16 protein-coding genes are annotated in these 21,884 nt (G+C 70.7%); 9 read left to right on the top strand and 7 right to left on the bottom strand.

The window, feature by feature from the left end; genetic code table 11:
- The first annotated feature begins 518 nt into the window (after positions 1 to 518).
- From ABT340_RS16145 to ABT340_RS16130, 4 genes are all read left to right on the top strand, one after another.
- Positions 519 to 1,736: a hypothetical protein gene (locus ABT340_RS16145; protein WP_352011522.1), complete on the top strand. Its 1,218-nt coding sequence runs from the start codon at positions 519 to 521 to the stop codon at positions 1,734 to 1,736.
- A complete protein-coding gene (locus ABT340_RS16140) occupies positions 1,726 to 2,955 on the top strand; it encodes a hypothetical protein (protein WP_352011521.1) in 1,230 nt (409 codons plus the stop codon). The genes ABT340_RS16145 and ABT340_RS16140 overlap by 11 nt, the downstream gene beginning before the upstream one ends.
- Before the next feature lie 23 nt (positions 2,956 to 2,978).
- On the top strand, positions 2,979 to 6,080 hold the full coding sequence (locus ABT340_RS16135) for a coiled-coil domain-containing protein (RefSeq protein WP_352011520.1): 3,102 nt from the start codon (positions 2,979 to 2,981) through the stop codon (positions 6,078 to 6,080).
- A 72-nt stretch (positions 6,081 to 6,152) separates the two neighbouring features.
- Positions 6,153 to 7,499 carry a threonine/serine exporter family protein gene (locus ABT340_RS16130; protein ID WP_352011519.1) on the top strand — a complete coding sequence of 449 codons (1,347 nt, stop codon included), beginning with the start codon at positions 6,153 to 6,155 and terminating at the stop codon, positions 7,497 to 7,499.
- On the opposite strand, the gene ABT340_RS16125 is transcribed toward ABT340_RS16130, so the two are convergent.
- The 3 genes from ABT340_RS16125 to ABT340_RS16115 form a co-directional block, all read right to left on the bottom strand.
- Positions 7,493 to 8,056, bottom strand: coding sequence for a TetR/AcrR family transcriptional regulator (locus ABT340_RS16125; RefSeq protein WP_352011518.1), 564 nt, complete (start codon positions 8,054 to 8,056; stop codon positions 7,493 to 7,495). The genes ABT340_RS16130 and ABT340_RS16125 overlap by 7 nt on opposite strands.
- Positions 8,057 to 8,160: 104 nt before the next feature.
- The gene (locus tag ABT340_RS16120; RefSeq protein WP_352011517.1) at positions 8,161 to 11,964 is read right to left on the bottom strand and encodes an AAA family ATPase; all 3,804 of its coding nucleotides are present in this window, start codon (positions 11,962 to 11,964) and stop codon (positions 8,161 to 8,163) included.
- Positions 11,965 to 13,110, bottom strand: a complete 1,146-nt coding sequence (locus ABT340_RS16115) for an exonuclease SbcCD subunit D (RefSeq protein ID WP_352011516.1) — start codon at positions 13,108 to 13,110, stop codon at positions 11,965 to 11,967. It abuts the gene before it with no gap.
- A gap of 147 nt (positions 13,111 to 13,257) precedes the next feature.
- On the opposite strand from ABT340_RS16115, the gene ABT340_RS16110 reads away from it, so the two are divergent.
- On the top strand, positions 13,258 to 14,745 hold the full coding sequence (locus ABT340_RS16110; RefSeq protein WP_352011515.1) for an alpha/beta hydrolase family protein: 1,488 nt from the start codon (positions 13,258 to 13,260) through the stop codon (positions 14,743 to 14,745).
- Between the two features lie 223 nt (positions 14,746 to 14,968).
- Positions 14,969 to 16,552: an LCP family protein gene (locus tag ABT340_RS16105; RefSeq protein ID WP_352011514.1), complete on the top strand. Its 1,584-nt coding sequence runs from the start codon at positions 14,969 to 14,971 to the stop codon at positions 16,550 to 16,552.
- A gap of 494 nt (positions 16,553 to 17,046) precedes the next feature.
- On the opposite strand, the gene ABT340_RS16100 is transcribed toward ABT340_RS16105, so the two are convergent.
- Genes ABT340_RS16100 through ABT340_RS16090 form a run of 3 tightly spaced genes read right to left on the bottom strand, consistent with a single transcriptional unit; the run spans position 17,047 to position 18,299 of the window.
- Positions 17,047 to 17,247 (bottom strand): DUF397 domain-containing protein, encoded by a 201-nt coding sequence (locus tag ABT340_RS16100; RefSeq protein ID WP_352011513.1) that lies wholly within the window; start codon positions 17,245 to 17,247, stop codon positions 17,047 to 17,049.
- A 33-nt stretch (positions 17,248 to 17,280) separates the two neighbouring features.
- Positions 17,281 to 17,463: a DUF397 domain-containing protein gene (locus ABT340_RS16095; RefSeq protein WP_352011727.1), complete on the bottom strand. Its 183-nt coding sequence runs from the start codon at positions 17,461 to 17,463 to the stop codon at positions 17,281 to 17,283.
- A gap of 8 nt (positions 17,464 to 17,471) precedes the next feature.
- Positions 17,472 to 18,299: a helix-turn-helix domain-containing protein gene (locus ABT340_RS16090; protein ID WP_352011512.1), complete on the bottom strand. Its 828-nt coding sequence runs from the start codon at positions 18,297 to 18,299 to the stop codon at positions 17,472 to 17,474.
- Between the two features lie 290 nt (positions 18,300 to 18,589).
- Between ABT340_RS16090 and ABT340_RS16085 the strand changes: the two genes are divergently transcribed.
- The 3 genes from ABT340_RS16085 (at position 18,590) to ABT340_RS16075 (ending at position 19,890) form a co-directional block, all read left to right on the top strand.
- Positions 18,590 to 18,874: a hypothetical protein gene (locus ABT340_RS16085; RefSeq protein WP_352011511.1), complete on the top strand. Its 285-nt coding sequence runs from the start codon at positions 18,590 to 18,592 to the stop codon at positions 18,872 to 18,874.
- On the top strand, positions 18,871 to 19,320 hold the full coding sequence (locus tag ABT340_RS16080) for an ATP-binding protein (protein WP_352011510.1): 450 nt from the start codon (positions 18,871 to 18,873) through the stop codon (positions 19,318 to 19,320). Before ABT340_RS16085 ends, ABT340_RS16080 begins: the two co-directional genes overlap by 4 nt.
- 90 nt (positions 19,321 to 19,410) lie before the next feature.
- The gene (locus ABT340_RS16075; RefSeq protein WP_352011509.1) at positions 19,411 to 19,890 is read left to right on the top strand and encodes a hypothetical protein; all 480 of its coding nucleotides are present in this window, start codon (positions 19,411 to 19,413) and stop codon (positions 19,888 to 19,890) included.
- A gap of 9 nt (positions 19,891 to 19,899) precedes the next feature.
- Here the strand turns inward: ABT340_RS16075 and ABT340_RS16070 are convergent, their stop codons facing one another.
- Positions 19,900 to 21,876, bottom strand: a complete 1,977-nt coding sequence (locus ABT340_RS16070; protein ID WP_352011508.1) for a hypothetical protein — start codon at positions 21,874 to 21,876, stop codon at positions 19,900 to 19,902.
- Positions 21,877 to 21,884: the final 8 nt, after the last annotated feature.

Raw genomic sequence — 21,884 nt, 5'->3', positions numbered from 1 at the left:
GGTCGTGTCCCCTTTTCGGCGGGAAGCTTATGTGTTAATTGCTCCGGATGTCACCCGCGGAAATCATTGTGCTACCCGCCGGAACCGTTCGCCACCCGGATAGGCCAGACGAGTACCCACCCCCCGCGAATTACGCCTCCCCAGGGGCGCGAATCCGAACAATCGGATATCCGGAACGGCTCTTCCGCCCCCAGACCAGGTGAAATCCATCCTGCCCCCGCCTGCGTCCACGGTCCAGTCCACGACCACCCCCGCCCTGCCCACGATCGCAAAATGGACCTCCAACGCAAACATTCAAGGACTGCCACAATTCGTTAAACACGGCAGGTATCAGGAAATATCACGCATGATCGGGAATTCGCCCTGATCCATTATCCTTTGTGAGCCAGCCGGAACCCCCGTCCCCTTTCCCGCCGATCATCTTCGTGCGCCTCACGTGCCGTACGGCCCCACCGCGGGCGCGGTGCCGTACGGCGTCAGGGCCGTGATTGTCGGGCCCAAGCCTTACGGTAGGGCGCGTGCCAGAGACGAACCACGAGATCACGCTCGACTCGGCCCTCTCCGAGGAGGCCGTGCTCGCCACCTACCGCCGCATGTTCGCCGCGCTCGCGCGCGACAGCGGCGCCGTGGTCGACGACCCCGTGCTGGTCGACATCGCCGAGACGCTGTTCGCGGCGTTCGCCGAGGCGGGCGAGGAGTGGCTGACCCACGAGCAGATGCGGCACGTCTGCCGGGCCTACCCCCTTGAGCTGTTCGAGAACCGTCTGCGGGTGCTCAGGGGTCTCGGCGCGATCCGTGAGGTCTTCCCCAAACCGAACCAGCTCCGCTACCGGGCGTCGTTCACCAGCGTGGTCGGGCTGATGTTCGTCCGGCGGATGATGGACGACGGCGGTCAGTCGGAGATGCACCGGCTGCTCGCCCTGGAGGACCTCAACGTCGCCGACCCCCGCACGACCATGGAGGAGGCGCGGCTCAGCGCGCAGAACCTGTCGCGGGCCTTCAGGCTGTGGGCGCTTGAGCTGATCACGCTGACCGGCGGCACCATCGAGGAGCTGCGTGAGCAGGCGCCCAAGCTCTGGGGCACCGAGGAGATCGCCCGCAGGGCGCAGAGCCTGCACGCCACGATCCTCACCCGCTGGCCCGACCTGGACCGCACCTGCACCGAGCTGCGCGCCTCGATCTACTCCTACAGCGACGCCTCCCGCCGGGCCGCGGGCCGTCTGGCCGACTCCGCGGGCACGACCAGGAACCTCACCCTGCTGCCCGCCGAGACCTGGCGGACGTTCGCCCAGACCGCGCCCAGGGAGCGGCTCGCCGCCGTGCTCGACGGGTTCGTCTTCGACGTCCCCGCGCCGTGGCACGATCCTGCGGCGATCGTCAGGGCCGTTGACGAGAGTCCCCGGCCCGCCCCCGCGCAGCCGACGCCGCCACGTTCCGCGCTGCCCGATCCCGGCCCCGCCGACTCCCACGAGCCCGGTGGCGGCGGGCTCGACCACCTCACCGCCGTCGCCGAGGCGGCCCTCGCCGGGCGGCCGAGCGCCCGGCTTGAGGAGCTTCTCACCGCGGACGGCGAGTGGGTCTCCGCGCGCAGACTGCTGGCCGACCTCGTCTCGGCCGACCTTCGTCCCGAGTCCCCCTACCGGCTGCGCTGGTCGGACGCCCTCACCGCGGACCCGGACGGGGAGCCGTCATGGCTCTCGCACGGGCTCCTGGAGAGGACGGGCCATGACGCCTGAGCTGGCGCACGCGCGGGCCAGGGCGGCCGGCCCCCTCACGCTCGGCGCGGGTGAGCCCGCTCCCCCGGGGATGACCCGGCTCGGCAACCCCGACGGGACCGGTACGGCGCTGCCCGCCTGGCCCGACGGGGCGACGCCGTCCCTCCTCGACGAGTACCAGGTCGCGCCGGTGAACGTGGAGCGGGCCGGAGAGACGAGACGGGTGCTGGCCGCGGCGCTGAAGTGCTGCTGGAACGACCTGTCCGCCGATCCGTGGCCCGGCTCCCCCGCGCCGGTCGAGGACGTGCTGTCCGCCTACCGGGCGCTGATCGGCCGCGGTGACGACCTCATGCGCAACTGGGCGATCGGCGCGCTGCGCCGCCTGCACGACTCGGCCTGGCTTGAGGTCGACGCCGGTCTCGTACGGCTCGGCCCCCGCTGCGCCGGCTGGCCCGCCGCCTCCCACGCCCAGCTCAGGGAGTTGCTGCGGCGTCTCCCCTCGGGAGAGGACGGCTCCACCGGACTCGACGTCCTGCCCGCCCCTGACAGGACACAGGACAGGCCACAGGACAGGACCGGGCGGCAGGCCGCCGAGGAGACCGGGGCGGGCGCGACCGCGAGCGTCTCCGAGCCCGACGGGGTCGACGAGGACCTGCTCGCCCCCTTCGACGAGCGGCGCAGGGCCGAGATCGTGGCCGCCTTCATGGCGGTCGAGCACGCGGCCGAGCCGGTCGGCGAGGCGCGTTTCCCCGCGCTGCGCGATCCGGCGCCACGCCGTACGGTCGCGGAGATGCTGCGGCGGCGGGGCCGCGTCCTGGTCCAGGACCGTGAGCGGTGGACCTCCGGCTACGAGGACGGGACGGCCGCGCTGGCCGGGTCCTCCCTCGGGGAGGCCGAGCGCGCGGTGCTGGTGCTGGTGCTGGTCCACTCGGTGGCCATCCCCCGCGCCGACGGGCTGTTGCCCGCCGACAGCTGGCTGTCTCCGTTCCCCGCCCAGGTCGACGAGCTGCGCAGGCACACCAGGCTGCCGGTCGGCGAGCTGGACGCGGCGCTGCGGACGTTGCGCCACGCGGGCCTGGTCACGCAGGTCAAGGCGGGAGAGGAGGCCGGAGGATACGTCCCCGGGCCGCAGTTCCACCGGTTGACCCCGCAGGCCAGGCGCCGTCTGCAGGAAGAGCTGATCCTCGCCGCGGGGCCGCACACCCCGCTGGCCGCGGCCGTGAGGGCCAACCGCCGATGAGACAGAAGAAGGGAACGACAGGGGTGACCGAGCAGCCGGACCCGTCAGCCGGGGACTCGCCGGACAACGCAGGCGGGCGAGCGGGGCAGGCCAGTCTGGTGCCCGTCGAGGCCAGGGTGGCGGCGCCGGGTGAGAACGTGGTCGGCGACCGGGTGCTGATCGCCGTGCAGGCGGTCAACATCTCCCGGCTGTCCACCCACCCGGTGCCGACGGTGCCGGGGACGCTGATCGTGGTCGCCGGGGCGGGCCCGAAGGACTCCAACGGCGCGGGCAAGTCCTCGTTCATCGCGATGATCACCGCGTTGCTCGGCGACGAGCAGTGGCGCTTCGCCTCCGGGGCGAAGGCGGTCTCCGAGCTGCTGTTCAACGCCGAGCTCGCCGCGGGCGGGGGCGGAAGGACCTGGGCGAGCGCCGACCACGGCTACATCGTGGGCGTCTTCGCGAACGCCGGCGACGGGCGGGCGGGCACCGGCGGGCTGGACGACGCGCTGACGGTGTGGCTGCGGGTCAACCAGGAGGCCCCGCACCTGGAGATCCGCTGGACCCCCGGGGTGTGCGTGGCCACGGCCTCCTCGGAGGCCGAGCGGGTGACGCGGGCCGACCACCTGTGGGCGACGCTGCCTCGCTCGGCGGGCCGCAGGGACGTCGTCGCCCGTGACCTGACCAGGTTCCTGTACGGCGACCGGGTCAGGTGCGTGTCGTTCCTGTCCACCTCGGTGCGCAGCAAGGTCGCGACGAACCTGCTGTCCCAGCCGCTCAACGAGATCTCCCCCGAGCGGGTCTTCGAGGCCATCGCCGCGCTGACCGGCCTGGACACCGAGCTGGACCAGGAACGCGACGCCCGGCGCGACGAGCACGCCAAACGGGTGCGGGCGGCGCGGGCCGCCGAGTTGCTCAGGGAGTTCGAGGACGAGTCGCGGGCGCTGCTTGAGACCTTCGACCGGCGCGACCGGGCCAGGATACGGCTGGCCGAGGGGATGCGCGGCTGGCGTGGGCGGCTGGCGCGCAGGCTGGCCGACACCGCGCGGCGGGACGAGGCTCTCGCCGCCGACCTGGAGCGGGCGACTGCGGAGGGTGAGCGGGCGGCCGAGGCCGTCGCCGAGGTCCGGGCGGAGATCGCGACCCTGAAGGACGACACGCTCGACCGCGGCCTGGCCGAGGCCCGCAGGGAGCTGACCGCCCTGCAGGCGCGGACGGCCAAGCTGGACGCCGACCGCGCGGTCGCGGAGAACGCGGTCGACGAGCTGCGCGGGCAGATCCCCGGCCTTGAGGAACAGCGGCGGCTGGCCGACGGCCGTGACGTGCGGACCGCCGAGGACGAACTCGGACAGGCCAGGCTCAGGCTCAACGAGGCGCTGAAGGCCCTGGGTGTCGCCGACCGCGAGGCCGAGGGGGCCAAGGCCGCGCTCGACGACGCCGAGGGCGGCCCGGCCGCGGCACAGCTCAACGCGCTCGCCGCGGCGGGGGTCGAGGCGAGCGGCCTGCTCGACGCGCTCGACGTCGCCGAGCACGCCAGGGACGACACGGGCGGCCTTGCGGGGCGGGCGGTCGCCGCGGCTCTCGGCGCCCGTGGCTGGCCGAGGGAGCACGCCGTGGTCGTGGACGCCGCCGACCTGGCGTCCGCGGCGCGGGCGCTGGCCGCGCTGCCCGGCTCCGTGCTGGTCAGCGCGGCGGGCGTCACCGTCGTCGGGGCGTTCGAGGCGGTCACGACCGGCAGGGAGGCCCGCATCAAGGCCGCCGAGCTGCGGCTGCACCGGGCGCGTGACGCGCAGGAGGTGGCCGCGGAGACGGTGCGCGCCGCCGAGGACGGCGTCGCAGAGGCCGGGCGGCGGCTGGAGGGGGCCAGGGCCGCCGTACGGCTCGCCGACGTCGAGCGGCGGCTGGCCGAACGGCGGGCCGCGCTCACCGGTCTCACCGAGGCGCTGGCCGAGGCCGGGCCGAAGGTGGGTGAGGCTGAGCGACGGGCAGGCGCCCTCGACTTCCGTGCCAGGACCAGGAACATGGAGATCGAGCGCCTTGAGGGGCGCAGGGCCGGGCACGAGGCGGAGCGCGACCGGGCGGCCGAGCGGGCGGCCGCGATCACGGCGGAGCGGCAGGCACTCGGCATCGAGGCGCTGGCCGCCGAGTGGGGCGGCACCGCGCAGAGCGCCCGCGAGTGGCTGGAGGCGCTGGGCGAGCAGGAGTCCCCGCTGACGGCCGAGGAGTGGTGGCGGACCGCGGAACGCCGCCTCGACGAGGCGCTGCGCGACACCTTCCCCGGCGAGGACGACGAGATGCCCGAGGAGCTCGCCTTCCTGGTACGGCGGCGCACCGAGCCCGGCGCCGGGCGCACCGCGCGTGAGCAGACGACCTTCCCCGGCGTCTGCGCCGCCCTGGCGTCCTACCTGCGCGGCCAGGAGGAGTACGAACGTCACCAGCGCCGTCAGATCGAGTCCCAGCTCGCCACCAGGCAGCGTGACCTCGCCGCCGCGGCGAAGGGCGCCGAGGAGGCCGCGCAGTCGACCGCCGTGCACCGGGCGGCGTTGAGCGCGGCGATCAAGGCGCGCCTCACCCGGGTCGCCGAGGAGTTCGACCGGCTGGACACCTCCTACGGCGGCTACGGCGCGACGCTGGAGTTTCCCGTGCCGCCCGCGCCCGCCGACCCCGAGCAGCGCTGGGCGTGGCGGGTCACCCCCAGGTGGCGCAGGGGCGAGGGTCAGGGCTTCGTGCCGTACAACCGGCGGGCCAACACGGCGTTGATGGACGAGAAGGCGGTCAAGCTGGTCTGCGCCGCGGCGATCGCCTCCTCCGGCGGCGGCCACCTGTGCCTCGTCCTCGACGAGCTGGGCCGCAACCTGGGCAAGGAGCACCGCAGGGAGGCCGTGGCGCTGTTCCGCAAGATCGGCGAGACCTACGGCATCACCGTGATCGGCGCGCTCCAGGACGACATGGAGCCCTACGCGGTCGACGCCTGCGGGCAGTACATCAAGCTGCGCCGCTCCTCCGACGCCATGCCGTACAACGAGCCGCCGGTGATCGTCGGTCATGACGCCCACGCGGAGCGGGTGCGGGCGCTGGCCGCCGCGGTGGGCAGGCGGACACCGGAGACGGACGGTGCGGAACAGGTGATGAGGGACGAACGGTGAGAGACGGGCGGCGAACCAGATAATCTCGCATGAGGTACGGCCGGTGACGGCCGGGAGGGTCAGGGAGGATCGGTGTCGGCGTCGCCGCTGGATCGGACACCCCAGAAACACGACCTCTACCGGGCGATGGCGCTGGCGCTGCGGGTCGGTGAGCTGCTGCTCGGCAGCGGCGAGAGCACCGAGACGGTCTCCGGCGCCATGCGCAGGATCACCAACGCCTACGGCGTGCCGCACTGCGAGGCGGACGTCAACCTGTCGGCCATCACGCTCTCGCACGTCCCCTCCGACGGGAGCGTCCCGGTCACCGCGGAACGCCGGGTACGGCGCCGCCTGCCCGACTACGACCGGTTGATCGCGGTCCACGAGATGATCAGGGAGACCGCGGGCGGATCCATGCCGCTTGAGGAGGCCGAGTCCCGGCTGCGGAAGGTCACCCGCCGGGTCCGGGTCTACCCCGACTGGTTCCTGGTCACGGCGCTCGCGCTGATCGCGGCCTCGGCGAGCATCCTGGTCGGCGGCGGCGCGCTGGTCGCGACGGCGGCGTTCGCGGCGACCGTGCTCGGCGACCGGGCGAGCGCCTGGCTGGCCAGACGCGGGGTCGCGGAGTTCTTCCAGCTCACGGTCGCGGCGATGCTCGGCTCGCTGGTCGCGGTGCTGATGCTCGCGATCGGCGCGCCGGTGCGGGCGGAGGCCGTCGTGGTCGGCGCGGTCGTCGCGCTGCTGCCCGGACGGCCGATGGTCGCCTGCGTGCAGGACGGCATCGCGGGCGAGTACGTCACGGCGACCGGGCGGCTGTTCGAGATCTTCTTCATCCTGACCGCGATCGTGTCGGGCATCGGCATCACGCTGTACGCCGCCGTCCGTCTCGGGGTGCCGCTGACGGTGGAGAACGTGCCGTCCGCGCCGCTGCTGATCAGGCCTGAGCAGCTGCTCGGGGCCGTGGGGGTGACGCTGTCGTTCGCGGTTGCGCTGCTCGTACCGCCCCGCCATCTGTTCGCGGCGGCGCTCGGCGGCGCGATGGTCTGGGTGGTCTTCGTGCAGCTGCACGTCTGGCAGGTGCCGGTCGTCCTGGCCACCGCCGTCGCCGCGGCGGTCGTCGGGCTGTTCGGCGGCGCCTACGCCCTGCGTGCCCGGGTCCCCTCCATGGTGATCACGATCCCGGCGATCGGCTCGCTGCTGCCGGGGACCGCGCTCTACCGGGGCATGCTCGAGGTCAACCTGGGCCACGGGGGCGCGGGGCAGGAGAGCCTGCTCCAGGCCCTGTCGACCGCGCTCGCCCTGGGCGCGGGCGTCATCCTCGGCGGGGAGGTCGTGCGCGCGGTCACCGGTTCCGACCTGACCAGGAGGGTCAGGCGACGGGGTGGCCGTACCCGCGCGTTCATCAGCCGTCCCGCCGCCCGCCGTACGCGGGGCTACTGAGCCCGAAGGCCGTCCATCACCAGGCCGAGGAGGCGTTCCGAGGTGTCGTCGCCGCAGTGCTCACCGATCCAGGCGACCGCGTTGACGAGACGCATCAGGTCGGTCCCGGTGACGTCGTCGCGTACGGTGCCGGTCCGCTGGGCGGCGGCCAGCAGCGCCGACCCGCCCGCGCGGGTCTGCTGGCAGGCGCCGTACAGCTCGGAGGCCGGGTCGTTGAGGCTGCTCATCAGTGTCGCGGCCAGTCCCCGGTAGACGGTGGCGTGGGCCATCAGGTGGCGCGTCCACTCAAGGAGCGCCTCCTGCGGGGAGTCCGAACCGAGCAGTTCGCGGGCCTGTGTGTCGAGGGTGACCAGACCGTCGTGGAGCACGGCCTCCAGCAGCGCCCTGCGGGTGGGGAAGTGCCGGTAGAGGGTGCCGATGCCGACCCCGGCGGCCCTCGCGATCTCCTCCAGGGACGCCTCGGTGCCCTGCTCGGCGAAGGCCACCCGCGCGGCGGCCAGCAGTCGTTCGTAGTTGCGCCGCGCGTCGGCCCGCATGGGGCGCTGGGTGGTCGCCACCTTGACTCCTCACTTTCCCGGCGTTCTCCGCACATCTACTCGGAGACCGCCTCCGCATACCCTACCGCCCGGCCCGTGCCGCCGGTCAGGGCCGTCAGGGCTCGTCAGGGCACGGTGACCTCGACGGTCGAGCCCTTGCGGCCCTTGCTGACGCGTAGCTGCGCCGGGACGCGGGAGCGCAGTTCGGTGACGTGGCTGACGATGCCGACGGCCCTGCCGCCGTCGCGCAGGCCGTCGAGGATGTCCAGCACCCCGTCGAGGGTCTCCTCGTCGAGGGTGCCGAACCCCTCGTCGATGAACAGCGCCCCGATCTCGACTCCCCCGGCCTCGGCGCTGACCACGTCGGCCAGGCCGAGGGCGAGCGCCAGCGAGGTGATGAAGCTCTCACCGCCGGACAGGGTCGCCGGGTCGCGGTCCCTGCCGGTCCAGCCGTCCACGATCCGCAGGCCGAGCCCGCCTCCCGACCTGCTGCGGTCGCCCGCCGTACGGCCGAGGCCGTGTTCGAGGAGATAACGGCCGCCCGACATGCGGTCGAGGCGCTCGTTGGCCGAGTCGACCACCTGCCGCAGGCGCTCGCCGAGCACGAAGGCGGAAAGGCGCATCTTCCAGCGGTTGTCGCCCGAGGTCCCGCCGGTCAGGGCCGCCAGCCCCTCGGCGACGTGGTGGCGCCGCCGCGCGGGACCCCAGCGGTCCAGGCATCCCGCCAGCTCGGCGCCGAGCGTGACGAGCCTGGCGAGCCGGGCCCGCGCCTGGTTCGCCGCGGACAGCAGCCTCGCCTGGGCGGCCTCCGCGGCGTCACGCGCGGCCCGCAGCCCGTCGAGGTCGGGTTCGGGCTCCGCGGCGGCGGCGACCAGTTCGGGGTCGGCCAGCAGGGCGGTGACCGCGACGCGTTCCCTTTCGAGCTCGCGCAGCCGTTCGGCCTTCTCCTCCCGCTCGGCCGGCGGACGGAAGGCCGCGAGCGCGTCCTCGACACCGGAGAAGCCCGCCTCGACGGCCGCGGCCGTGGCCGTGACACGGGCCGCCGCCAGCTCCGCCGTGGCCGTCCGCTCCAGCCGGGTCGCCTCGACGGCCTCCGTGAGCAGCTCCGCCTCCTCCGCCAGCCGGTCCAGCCTGGCGGCCAGTGTCGGGTCGTCGCCCCGTGCCTCGTCCAGGCGCGCGGTCAGCCGCTCGATGTCCGCGTCCAGCCTCTCCCGCCGCGTACGGCGGGCGGCCAGCGTGACCGCGAGTTCGCGCGAGAGCTCCTCAAGCCTGACCTGTTCGTCCGCGGTCCGCGCGGCCTCCTCGGCCAGCGCGGGTTCGGCCCGCGCCGACTCGGTGAGCCCGGCCAGCGCCTCCTGCGCCCGCGCGAGTTCCCGCGCGGCCTGCTCGGCCGGGACGTCCGTCTCCTCGGACGCCTCCCGGTGCTCCGCCGCCAGTTCCGCGGCGCGACCGGCCGCCTCCGCCGCCGCGGCGAACAGGGCCGCCTCCCGCGTCAGGCGCTCCCTGCGGGCCTGGACGGTCGGGTCGGCGCCGCGTGCCTCGTCGAGCCGGGCGGTCAGCCTGTCCTGTTCCGCCCGCCACTCCTCCTGGCGGGTACGGCCTCCGGCGAGCAGCCGCGCGGCGTCGGCCGCCCCGGTCCGCGCCTCGTCGAGTTCGGCCGTCAGACGCTCCGCCTTCTCGGCGAGGGCGCTCTCTGTCTCCGCGACCGCCGTCAGGGCGGCCAGCGCGCGCCGTACCTCGTCGAGGGCCTCCCGCGCCTGCTCCACGGGCGTGTCCCCGGCCACGGCGAGGGCCTCTTCGAGGCGTGAGGTGAGGGCGGCGACCGCGGTCTCGGCGTTCCTGCGCCGTTCCACGGCGGCGTCGTGGTCGGCCTGGGCGGCGCGCTCGTCCTCGGGGGTCGGGGCCCGCCCCGACCTGGCCGCCGGGTGAGGGTGTTCGGGAGAGCCGCAGACGGCGCAGGGTTCGCCGGGAACGAGTTCGGCCGCCAGTTCCGCGGCCATGCCGTCGATCCTGGCCTGCCGGAGGTCCTGGAGGCGGTCGCGAAGCCGCTGGGCGAGGTCGACGGCCTCGGCCTGGAGCGTCCTGGCGGCGTCGAGTTCGGCGCGCAGGCCGTCGCGGCGTCCGGCCGCGTCGAGTCCGGCCGCGGCGGCGGCGGCACGTGCTCGCGTCTCGGGGATCTCCGCCGCCCTGGCCCTGACCTCGGTGAGCTCCGCGGTGACCTCGGCGAGCGCGGCCGGGAGTTCCGCGCACCGCGCGCCAAGGGCCGTCTCCCGCTCCTGCGCCTCGGCGAGTTCGGCGTCGAGCACGGCCAGCGGCCCGGCCAGTTCGGCGAGTCTGGCCTCGTCGCCGCGCAACCCCTCAAGCCCGGCGAGCAGCCGCCCGTGCTCCCGTTCCCGTACGGCCAGCAGCTCGCGGGTGCGCGCCTCGTCCCCCGGACGGTGCTCCACCGGATCGGGCAGCCTGCCCAGCACCGTGGCCAGGTGTCCTCGCGCCTCCTCCAGGGCGACGGCCAGGCCGTCCCGCCGCTCTATGGCCTTCAACCGGGCCAGCGCGGCGTCACGCGCCGACTCCGCGGCCGGGACCCGCGCGGCGTCCAGGCGGGCGGCGGAAAGCCTTGCCTCCGCCTCGCGTCTGAGGCCGGGCAGAACCCCAAGACGGCTGTCGGTCTCCTTCTGGCGGGCTTCCAGCTCCGCGATCTCCTGGGTGAGCGTCGCACGCTCCAGGAGGTCCTTCGACAGCAGCGGTTCCTGCGTGCGCAGTTCCTCCAGCCTGGTGATCTCCTCCCGCCGGTCGAGCGCCATCGCGGCCAGCCGTTCGACGCCGGCCGCGTTCTCGCCCGCTGCCCCGGCTGCCGGCCCGATCAGGGGCAGGGCTCGGGCGACGGCGTCGGCGGCCATCCGGTGCGCCTTGGTCGCGGTCTCCTCCCGCTGCTCGGCGGCCCGGATCATGGGCAGCACCCGGTCGGCCCTGGCCGCCTCGTCGAGCACGTCCTCCAGATCGGCCCGTTCCTGCGCGCTCTCCCCGAGGGCGCGTTCGCGCGCCACCGCCTCGGCGTGGCGGCGGCGCCGGTCGGCGAGCGCGTTTCCCTGCTCAAGGGCGGCCCGCGCCAGCCGTACGGTCTCCAGGACACCGTCGTTGTCGCGGCCCGCGCCGGCCTCGGCGTCGGCGGCGAGCGCCTCGATCGCGGCGGCCCAGGCGAGCGGGTCCTCCTCGCTGGAGGAGTCCCCGGCGTTCTCGGCGAGGAGGGCGAGCAGTTCGGGGCCCGCCGCCTCCTCGATGCGTTTGACGGCGAAGTCGACCTCGGTGCGCAGGCTCTGCTGCTCGCGGAAGGCCTCGGTGCGCCGGTCGGCGAGCCACGCCTCGGCGCCGGCGTAGACCCTCACGGAGAACAGCCGTTCGAGCACCCTGCGGCGGTCCTCGCCGTCGGCGCGCAGGAACCTGGCGAAGTCCCCCTGCGGGAGCATCGCCACCTGGAAGAACTGGTCGGCGTTCATGCCCAGCAGGGTGCCGATCAGCTCGCCCGCCTCGTCGACCCGCGTGGTCAGCCCGGTCCACTCACCCGAGGGGGTGAACTCCTGGACGAGTGCCTTCTCCTTCTCCCCGGTCATGCCCTCTCCCCTGAGCTTGGGGCGCTGCCAGGCCGGGGAACGGGTGATCTTCAGCCGCCGCCCCCTGAGGGTGACCTCCAGGGCGACCGAGGGCCCCCTGCCGGGTGGGGCGTGGTCGCAGCGCAGGCTCTTGGCGTTGTCGCGCCTGCCGGGCACCCTGCCGTACAGGGCGTAGCAGAGCGCGTCCAGCACGGTGGTCTTGCCCGCGCCGGTCGGGCCGTGGATCAGGAACAGCCCCGCCTCGGCGAGGGCGTCGAAGTCGATCTCCTCCTCACCCGGGAAGGAGCCGAACGCGGTGATCCACAGACGGTGCGGGCGCATCTACGCCATCGCCTCCCTGATTCGGCAGTTCTCAATGGCCTCGCGGAGCAGCGTGGTCTCCTCGGGGTCGGCCTCCTCGCCCCGGACCTCACGGACGAAGTCGAGCGCCACCTCGATCTCCGGTTTTCCGGCGAGCCTCGGCCGTACCGCGCCCTGCTGGGTGCCGCCCTCGGGCTCGAAGGAGAGGCTGAGGGTGTGCGGGAAGCGGGTCCTGAGGCGTTCCATGGCCTCCTTCGGCCTGACCGGGTCGGTCAGCGTGACCTGGAGCCAGTGGTCCTCGTAACCCGCGTGGTCCGCCGAGGTCAGCAGGTCGTCGAGACGTCCCCTGCGCGTGGCGATCGGCCGGGGGACGGGGGCCTCGGCGAACTCCGCGCTCACCCGCCCCCGCGCGTCGACCTCCACCAGCCACGAGCCCTTCACCTGGCGCTCCTCGGAGAAGGAGTAGGCGATCGGGGAGCCCGAGTACCGTACGGTCTCGCTCATCCGCTGGCGGCCGTGCAGGTGGCCGAGCGCCACGTAGTCGACGCCGTCGAAGACGGAGAGCGGGACGTGCTCGACCCCGCCGACGCTGATGTCGCGCTCGCTGTCACTGGCCCGCCCGCCGGTGACGAAGGCGTGGGCGAGCACGACCGAGCGGGTCCCCCTGCGGGCCAGGTCCGCGCGGACCAGGGACATGGCGTGCCCGAGCGCCGCGGTGTGGGTGCGTTCGGGCAGTTCCCACGGTTCGCGCACCAGCTCGGGTTCCAGGTAGGGGATGCCGTAGAAGGCCACCTGCCCGTCGCCCGAGGGGTCCTCGACGAGGACCGGCTCGCCCGCCCGCGCGGGGTCGGTGCGCAGGTGGACGCCCGCCGCGTCGATCAGGTCCGCGCCGAAGCCGAGCCTGCGCGCGGAGTCGTGGTTGCCGCTGATCAGCACGGTGCGCACCCGTTCGCCGACCAACCGCCGCAGGGCCTGGTTGCACAGGTCGACCGCGTCGACCGAGGGCAGCGCCCTGTCGTAGACGTCGCCGGAGACGACGACCACGTCGATCCGTTCGCTCCTGATCGTCTCGATCAGGTGGTCGACGAAGGCGCCCTGGGCGTTCAGGAGGCTCTCGCGGTGGAAGGAGCGGCCCAGGTGCCAGTCGGAGGTGTGGAGCACGCGCATGTCACGTGAAGCTAACAGGCCTCGAACGCACACGAGACCACTGTGACCACTCTGCTCCCATTCGTCCTGTCGGGTGTGACCGGCCGTGGGTACGCTGAAGATCGTACGTTTCTCCCGGAGGCGAACAACGACCAGGGAGCGATCGGCATGCGAGCTGGCCGAGGCGTGGTGAGCGTGGCCGCGGGTGTGGTCCTGCTGGCCCTGGCGACGGTCGGCTACACCCTGCCGCCTCCCTTCGATCCGCCGCCGCTGAACGTGGACCCGATCTTCCAGAACCTCCCCGCCCAGCCCGTCGCGGAGACCAGGCCGGTCTCGGCGAACGGGCGTTTCTCCGTTGAGGACATCACCGTCGACGCCGGGGACACGACGCTCGACGCGACGATCCGCGCGCCGCTGTCCCCCGGCAGGCATCCCGCCCTGGTCTTCGTCCAGGGGGCGGGTCCCGGGGTGCGTGACGAGTTCACCGACCAGGCCGAGTGGCTGGCCGGGGCGGGGATCGTCACGCTCGTCTACGACAAGCGGACCGTCCGCTACGACTTCCGCAACCGCGACTTCGAGCTGCTGGCCGAGGACGCCCTGCGCCTGCTGGCCAGGCTGCGGCTGCGCGCCGACGTCGACCTCGCCAGGACCGGCCTGTGGGGGGTGAGCGAGGGCAGCTGGGTGGCGCCGATCGCCGCGGCCAGGAGCCGGGACGTCGGGTTCACCGTGCTGGTCTCCGCGCCGAACGTCTCACCGTTACGCCAGGTCACCTGGGCGCTCGGCGAGCAGCTCGACCGGCTGCACGCCCCCGCGGGGACCAGGGAGCTGCTGGTCAGGGCGATGAGCGCAGTGCACATGAACTTCCTGCGCCACGACGGCATGCCCGCGCTGCGCAGGGTGCGCGCCCCCGTCCTGGCCCTGTACGGCACGAGCGACCCGTCGATCCCGTTCGTCGAGAGCAGCAAGGCCCTGACCGGCGCGCTCGCCGAGGGAGGCAACCCCGACTACACGATCCGCTACCTGAAGGGCGCCGACCACGGCATGCGCCTGCACGGCGGCCCCTTCGCGCCCGGGTATCTGGAGACGCTGGCCAACTGGGTCACGGGACTGCCGGGAACCGCCAGACCCGCCGCGCACATCGCGGGCGCGACACCCGTACAGCGCTACGAGGCCAGCGAGGTCCCCGCGGCGCCGTGGTACGCGGGCGGGGCGGTTCTGGGGATGACGCTGTGCCTGACCGCGGTCGGCTACGTGGTCGGACCGGTGACCGAGATGGTGCTACGGCTGCGCGGGCGGCCGTCCGGCGAGACCGGTGCCAGAGTCTGGCCCCCGGTCAGGCGCAGGTTCCGGCGGATGGCGTGGACCGGCGCCGGGCTGCTGGTCTCGGTGGTCGCGCTCATCACCCTGCTGGTGCTGTTCTCGGTCAACCAGGCGGGGGCCTGGCCCGCGGTGCTCGCCGGGTGGCTGGTCATCAGGATGCTGGCCGTACTCATGCTGTTGCAGGAGGTCACGGCCGGCGCGGCGGTCGTCTCCGGGCTGCGGGAGGGCTGGCGGCCGAGCCGCCCGCAGTGGGCCGCGATCATCGGGGTGCTCGGCGGGACCGGCCTGCTGCTGGTCGCCGCGGCCTACTACGACCTGTTCTCCTTCCCCTGGTAGAGGTTCCCCTGGTAGAGGCCCTCCGGAAAGGTCTGGTTCGCCGGAGCGCATGGTCACCTCCGGACCGGGTTTCGGCCAAGAAAGTCACAGCCTTAGGAAATATGTCAGGATAAAGGCGGATTTCTTTTCCAAGGTGTTCATCCGTACGTCGCCCCTCAGCCTCGGCGCCCGCCCTACCATCTCCCCTGCGGCGCTCAAGCGCGTGGGGAGATCGGGGAAGCGGGTGCAGGACGGATCAAGGCGACCGGGACCACGGGGGCCGCGAAGGCTCGGCGCGGTCGTCGGCTGGACGGCCCTGTCGGCGATACTGCCCGGCGCGGGGCACCTACGGGCGGGATGGCGCAGGACCGGGATCGCCCTGCTGTCGGTCTACGCCCTGCTGCTGCTCGGCGTGCTGTGGGTGCTGCTCACCACCGACCTCGGAGACCTGGCCGGGCTGCTGGTCACCTCGACCTGGCTGTCCGCCATCACGATCGGCGCCCCGGTCCTCGGCCTGGCCTGGTTCGTCCTGGTCGTGCACTCCTTCACGGTGCTTCGGCCCGGCATGCTCCGCGGCCCCGCACAGGCGGTCGCGGGGGTGATCGCGGGTCTGCTCGCCATCACGGTCGTGCTGCCGTTCGGCCTGGCCGGGCAGTACGCCACGGTCTCGCAGTCGGCGCTCGACCGGATCTTCAGCGCCCCGCCGGCCACCCCCGCCCCCCGGGCCAGTTCCTCCCAGGAGAGCGATCCGTGGGAGGGCCGGACCCGGGTGAACATCCTGCTGCTCGGCGGTGACGCCGACACCCACCGGGTCGGCGTACGGACCGACAGCATCAACCTGGCCAGCATCGACGTCAGAACCGGCAACACCGTACTGCTCGGCCTGCCGCGCAACCTGGAGAACATCCGGTTCGTCCCCGGCTCCCCGATGGCCAAGCGCTTTCCCAACGGCTTCCGGCTGCCCGCCAACCCGGACGGCTCCCGCGAGGACCTGCTGTTCTCGGTCTGGGAGTACGCCGACTCCCACCCGGAGCTCTTCGGCGGACGCAAGAACCAGGGCGCCAGGACCCTCATGGAGACGGTCGGATACACATTCGGCCTGCGGGTCGACTGGTACGCCCTGGTGAACATGTGGGGCCTGGCCCGGTTGATCGACGCCATCGGCGGCCTGCGGCTGACCGTGCCGCAGGACATCGTCTTCGGCAAGTACAACGAGGGCCTGGTCAAGGCGGGGACCCGCAGGCTCGGGGGGGCGGACACCATGTGGTTCGCCCGCTCGCGCACCTTCAGCGACGACTACACCCGGATGGGCCGCCAGCGCTGCGTGCTGAGCGCCCTGCTCCAGCAGGCCGACCCGGCGACCGTGCTCTCCCGGTTCAACCGGATCGCGCTGGCCACCAGGGAACTCCTCCAGACCGACATCCCACGGCCGATGCTGGAGCACCTGGTGCCGCTGGCCCTGAAGGTGAAGAGCGCCGAGGTGACCAGCGTCCAGTTCGTCCCGCCGCTGATCAGCACCGGCTACCCCGACTGGGCCAAGATCCGCTCCCTCACCGCCAAGGCCGTCCACACCTCGTCCACCGCTTCGGCGTCCCGGGAACGACTCGCCGCCCCCGCGACTCCCACCTCAGGCACCACCGCCACGCCAGGGGTCACCTCTTCTCCGAGCGCCACCGCCTCTTCGGGCGCCACTGCTTCTCCGAGCGCTACTGCTTCTTCGGGTGCCACCGCCGGCCCGAGCGGCGCGCGGGGCACAGGAACCACCTCCAAGTCGGGCAAGCCGACGGAACCGGCCCCGGTCAAGGAGATCAACGAAGGCTGCGCCTGACCTCGGAGCACGGCTGAGTACGGCGCACGCCCAGCGCGCCCTCCCACACGCTGGAGCATCGGCGCCCAACCTCTGAACACGGCTGTGTACGGCGCACGCCTCGCCCCTCCCGTCCACGCCGGTCGACACCGTCGCGCTCGGCGAGGGGTTCCTGGCAGGGCCGTGGGGTGCTCGCGGGCGATCTCGGTGAGGAGGCTCCCGGCTGGGGTTGTGGGGGCCTCGGCGAGGATTTCAGGGGGGCGGCAGACGACCCTCAGTGGGGAGGCTCCCAGGTGACCTCTGTGGGGTTCGCGGGCGACCTCGGTGAGGAAGAACGGCGCACAACCTCACCCCCTTGGTCGAGGCCTTCTTCAACAACGGCCTGTCCCGTCCGGAAGGCTCTTTCTCAGGGAAGCGGTCGGCGACCTCAAGGGAGGCGACCAGCGATGGAGGATGGCGTCACCCGTCGCCGATCCAATCCCGGCGGTCGGCTTCTCCCGACCGCCCGGACCACGTCACTGGTCAAACACACCGTTCTTCACCCCGTCGACGAAGGCGTTCCATTCGGCGGGAGCGAAAAGAAGTTTGGGACCGTCCGGGTCTTTGCTGTCACGAACGGCGACCACCCCGGGAAGGTTCACGGCCACCTCCACACACTGACCGCCGTTGTCTCCGGAACGTGACGACTTTCGCCATGCAGCGGCGCTCAAGTCCATGCCCCCTCGCTTTCTCCGATCGCCCGAACCAGGTCAGCGGTCGAACTCACCGGTCTTGACTTCACCAACGAAGGACCTCCACGCATGAGGGGCAAAGAACAGCTTGGGACCGTCCGAGTCCTTGCTGTCACGAACGATGACCATCTCGGGAAGGTTCACGGCTACCTCCACACACTGACCGCCGTTCCCTGAAGACAGCGATGATTTCCGCCACACGGCGGCGCTCAGGTCCACTCGCGTCTCGCTTTCTCGATCATCTTGAGGGATGCGCGTTCAGGATAAGCCCACAGACGTATCGCCTCATATCGCTCCTGAATCAGGGTCACGAGTTCGCAGTCAGCCGTGACATGCCCCTGGGCTGGTGAGTCCGCATGGACGGTGACCGGGTTCCCATCAGGAAGCTCGGCAATCATAAAGGCCCCCGCCAAACCTGGAAGACAGTCCGGGTCGACAACCTGAATGGAGACCGCAGGACGCTCAACGATCTTCAGAAGACAGTCCAATTGCTCACGCATCACCTTGGCATCGCCGACCTTGCGATGCAGTACACCGGCGTCGACGAGCACGAGGACAAGTGGAGGGCTGTCACGATCGAGGATTCGCTGTCGCCGCATTCGCGCTCCGACCTGATTCTGAACCACTTCGGCAGTGGCCCTGGGCTCCAAGCTGAAAAGGTGCCGGGCATAGGCCTCCGTCTGGAGGAGTCCAGGAATCAGGAGGGGGTCCCAGGATCGTAGGACGCGGGCGGTGGGCTCGATCTCCTCGGCCCAGCTCCGAAACCAGACCGGGCCACCGGGTTGGGCGGTGATGCGCTCGTAGAGTCGGACGAAGGAGACGCCGCTCTCGGCGCCGAAGAGCCGGTCCAGCCGATCGGCGTCGGACTTCGACGGACTGCGGACGGCCTTCTCCAGACGGCTCACCTGGGTCTGGGTGCACCCGAGCCGGGAGGCCACGGCGGCCTGCGACAGCTGGGCGCCCTCCCGCAGGCGGCGCAGCTCGACGCCGAACCGCACACGCGGGGACGCGGGGACGAGAGCCGGCACCACTTCCATCACATTCCCTCCCGAATTATAAAAAACAGACCTATTGCCCGGCCGGTGATACCGAATTCAGTCCCGGACAGACCAACGGCTGTCATCATCCACCCTGCTCTGGACTGCGGAACAGATACCCGACCAGGCATCAGGGGAGCATCATAAACGCACTCCCCTATCGCCGGGAGGAGCGAAGAAGAAAGCAACCAATCACCTCTGCACCGGGAAGGAAGCAACCCTCCAATGAATACGCCGATGAAATTCGGTCTCCCGGCCGGGCACGCCGGAAAGCATTCCGGAGCCCGGCCGTGACGCCAGGCGAGCAGCACGAGAGATTCGACCATCTGGCTCGGCTCGGCCGGTCGCTGAACGCCCTCGGTGTGGGTGTCGTCCTGATTCTCCCCACGGCCGGGGAGCCGGTTCTGGAGATCCGTTCGGCGTCCGGCACCCTGCTGCGCGTCATCGTCATATGGCGTTCCGGCTGGGCCTTCACCTGGCGGCCCTGGTGGGCGCGAATGTGGCCGGGAGACAAATGGGTGGAGGCCCACGCGGACAACGCCGCCGACGTCATCATGGCGGAGGTGGGCACATGAGGGTCAACGGTCCGATCGGCCATTACGGCGACACCCGGCCGAAGGCGCCTCACGATACCTGGCAGCGGAACTTCCCGGGAAAGGAGATATCTATTCCCATCGCCCGAAAATGGGCACGCGATCTCCTGACTGGGCAAATCGCCGGTCCGGTTCTCGACGATGTGTTACTCCTGCTGAGTGAGGTGGCCACCAATGCGGTCACCCACTCGAACTCGGGACGCACGCCGGGCGGGCAGGTGACCGTACGAATGACGCACGCTCCCGGCGACGTCCACGTGCAGGTGACCGACGACGACTCGTCCACCAGTGCGCCAATCGTCCGGACACCCGGTCTCGACGAGGACGGCAGACGCGGCCTTTGGCTGGTGAATCTGCTCGCGACCACATGGGGGACGCACCGCGGTGAGACCACCCGATCGGTCTGGTTCCGAATCTCCGGCTTCTGACACCGAATACGGTCAAGAACATGGCGGAGGCGATCCGACTAGGCGAAGATCGGTATGTCTCAGCATCAACCGCACTTTCGGAGGTAAGGCATGCGCGTCGCCCGGTCACTGGCCATCGGCTTGACGCTGATAATCGCGGCCTCGGGATGCACCACCTCCGAACCCTCCCTGAAGGAAGCCACCGCAGAACTCCAGAAGGACACCCACCTCCTGGAAACCGACGACGTCTTCAAGAACCCCCTCAAGAAACTGCACATCATCCAGCGCCCGGACAAGGACATCCCCTGCGCCAAGGACAAGTTCCGTCGCGTACTACGGGCAACGGCGGACTACGAGCGCGTCGACGAACCGCTGGAGAATCATCTCGACCTTGCGGAAACCCTCATGGAGAACACACTCGCTCAGAAGTTGAAATACAAACTGGATTTTGATCTCAGCCAGACGGACGCCGAAGATGGACGATTCATTTATGGAGCGAAAGAGAATCCCGAGATCAGAGTGACCGTCTACGTAGGCTCAGAAGCCCCTACCTGGCGGCTTCATGCAATGACGGCCTGCCTCCCTCGATAGGGAAATAACCTAGCCCCAGATCCCTATTTCCTCCTTAGGCCTCTCGCTTGCCTGGAAGGCAGCGGAATCTTCAACTTTGGTGTCGAACCTTCCATTACCATCCATCCAATACTCGTAAGGCTTCAACTTATTTTTCAACACTACTTCCCATTTTTTACCCTCGCCAGCCTCCCGCTTCGCCTCCATCAAAAGCTCATCGTAAGTCTTAAGCGATCCAGTATCTTTACTGATGAGCTCGGCAGGCGGGTCGCTTGCAGGATAACCTGACTCGTAAAGTAGATGCGCCATGTCATACTTCTGCCGAAGCACGAAGTCCGCCCGCGCCCCGGTAGCCTCTTCGACGCGATTATAGAACCCTTCAGCCCATCCATCGAGAAGCTTACTTACACCGTAAGTTTTGGCGAGATCCCACCCTTCCTTAAGAATCGTATTCTTGAGGGGAATCCGATCAATCGCCAGCGAGGCTGTGTCTTTAATAAAACCGCGAACCATTTCGTCAGTGGCGTCCCTCTCACCCCGCACGTCTATTGTTGCCTTGAATTCCAAGCCGGCCAGATTGCCAAACATTTTCGCCACATTCTCAAAATGTCTGGTCCGCCCCTGCGAATCCTTCGCACCCGCCGCTATCAATGTTTCGTAACGGAACTGCGCCGCAGTCTCATCGAAGCGATCGGTGAGCTCCTCGACTCCGACAAAGGTCTTCATGAAGCGATAGGTGTCTCCAGGGCTGAGATAGAACGCCGGGGTCACACCAGGAAGAGGAACCCAGTTGTCTGGAACTTGGAATCCAGAGGTTCGATCCACAGCCTTGTCGAAGCGGGCACCCGAGGCGAGTTCATGGATATAGGACGCGCCGATGGCGGCCATGGAGTCTCGAGCAGCAGTTGGAAGACCATCGCCAAAGGGACTCATGACCTTGATCACATCGAAGGCGAAGACAGACGCCGCTGGACTATGTGCTCCCGCCTTCTCGTCCGTAGCCCCAGCACCTGCTTCCAGAGCTCGGCCGAGGGCGTCAAAAACATCGTCTTCGGAGCCCGCGTGGTCGGCGTAGTCGAGGAAGCGCTTCATCTTCTCGACCTGGCTGAGCTTGACGTCCGGCCCGCCCATCGTGGCGAACGCCTCCCGTGCCGCCACCCCGTCCCCGGCGAGGACCTCCAGTCCCAGCGCGACCAGGTCGGTGGGCAGGCCGTACGTCCTCGCCTCGACGGATCCGGCACGCCAGTCCTGTTTGGGGTTCTTCATGAAGTCGTCCAGCACCAGCGCGCGGGCCGCCGCACTACGCACCTTGGCGGGGGCATTCGCCCCCTTGAGCAGCGCGAGACGGTTCCACGCGACGATCTTGCTACCGGCCGGCTTCGTCAGGTCCTCTCCGACCTTGGCGAAGGCGGGAACCAAAACAGGGGCGTTCAGGGCCGCACCCAGAGCCTTGCCGAAGGCGGCCAGGTCTGCCTTGGCGGTCTTGCTGCCGGTGGCCGCGATGATGTTGGGCAGACTGTCACGAGCCTTCGCCGGCAACAGGGCGAAGAAGGCGGCAGCGGCCTGCGGATTGTCGGCCAGTTGAGCGATCTCGTCGGCGTGCTCATGAATGAGCGTGGCCTGGACCTCACCGCCGTAGTTGACGAGGATGTCGTTTCCGTACATCCTGGCCAGCCCCTGGGCGCGTTCCATCGACTCCAGGTCGTCGGGCAGGTGAACAAGCCCCTGACCGCCCGTCGTCGCGACGGCACCCCCCAGTTCGGGGGCGCCGTCACCCAGGTTTCTGATCAGATCGGCCCGTCCCAAGAGCATGGAGCACTGGCTCTTGCCCCACTCGGCGATGGTGGTGATCTCCCGCAACGCGGGAACATCGACTTTCTCCTGCTGGAGCCTCACCTCAAGCTCATGGCAGAACCTGGTCAGCCGCGCGGCGGCGCCGTCCAGGGAGACGGCCAACCGTCCCATCTCATCAGGGTCGATACCGCAGAACTCACCGGTGGACGCCATGGGACGCT

It is taken from the genome of Streptosporangium sp. NPDC000239, from assembly GCF_040300765.1.
Classification (GTDB): domain Bacteria; phylum Actinomycetota; class Actinomycetes; order Streptosporangiales; family Streptosporangiaceae; genus Streptosporangium.
This window is presented reverse-complemented; position numbering and strand designations above follow the sequence as displayed.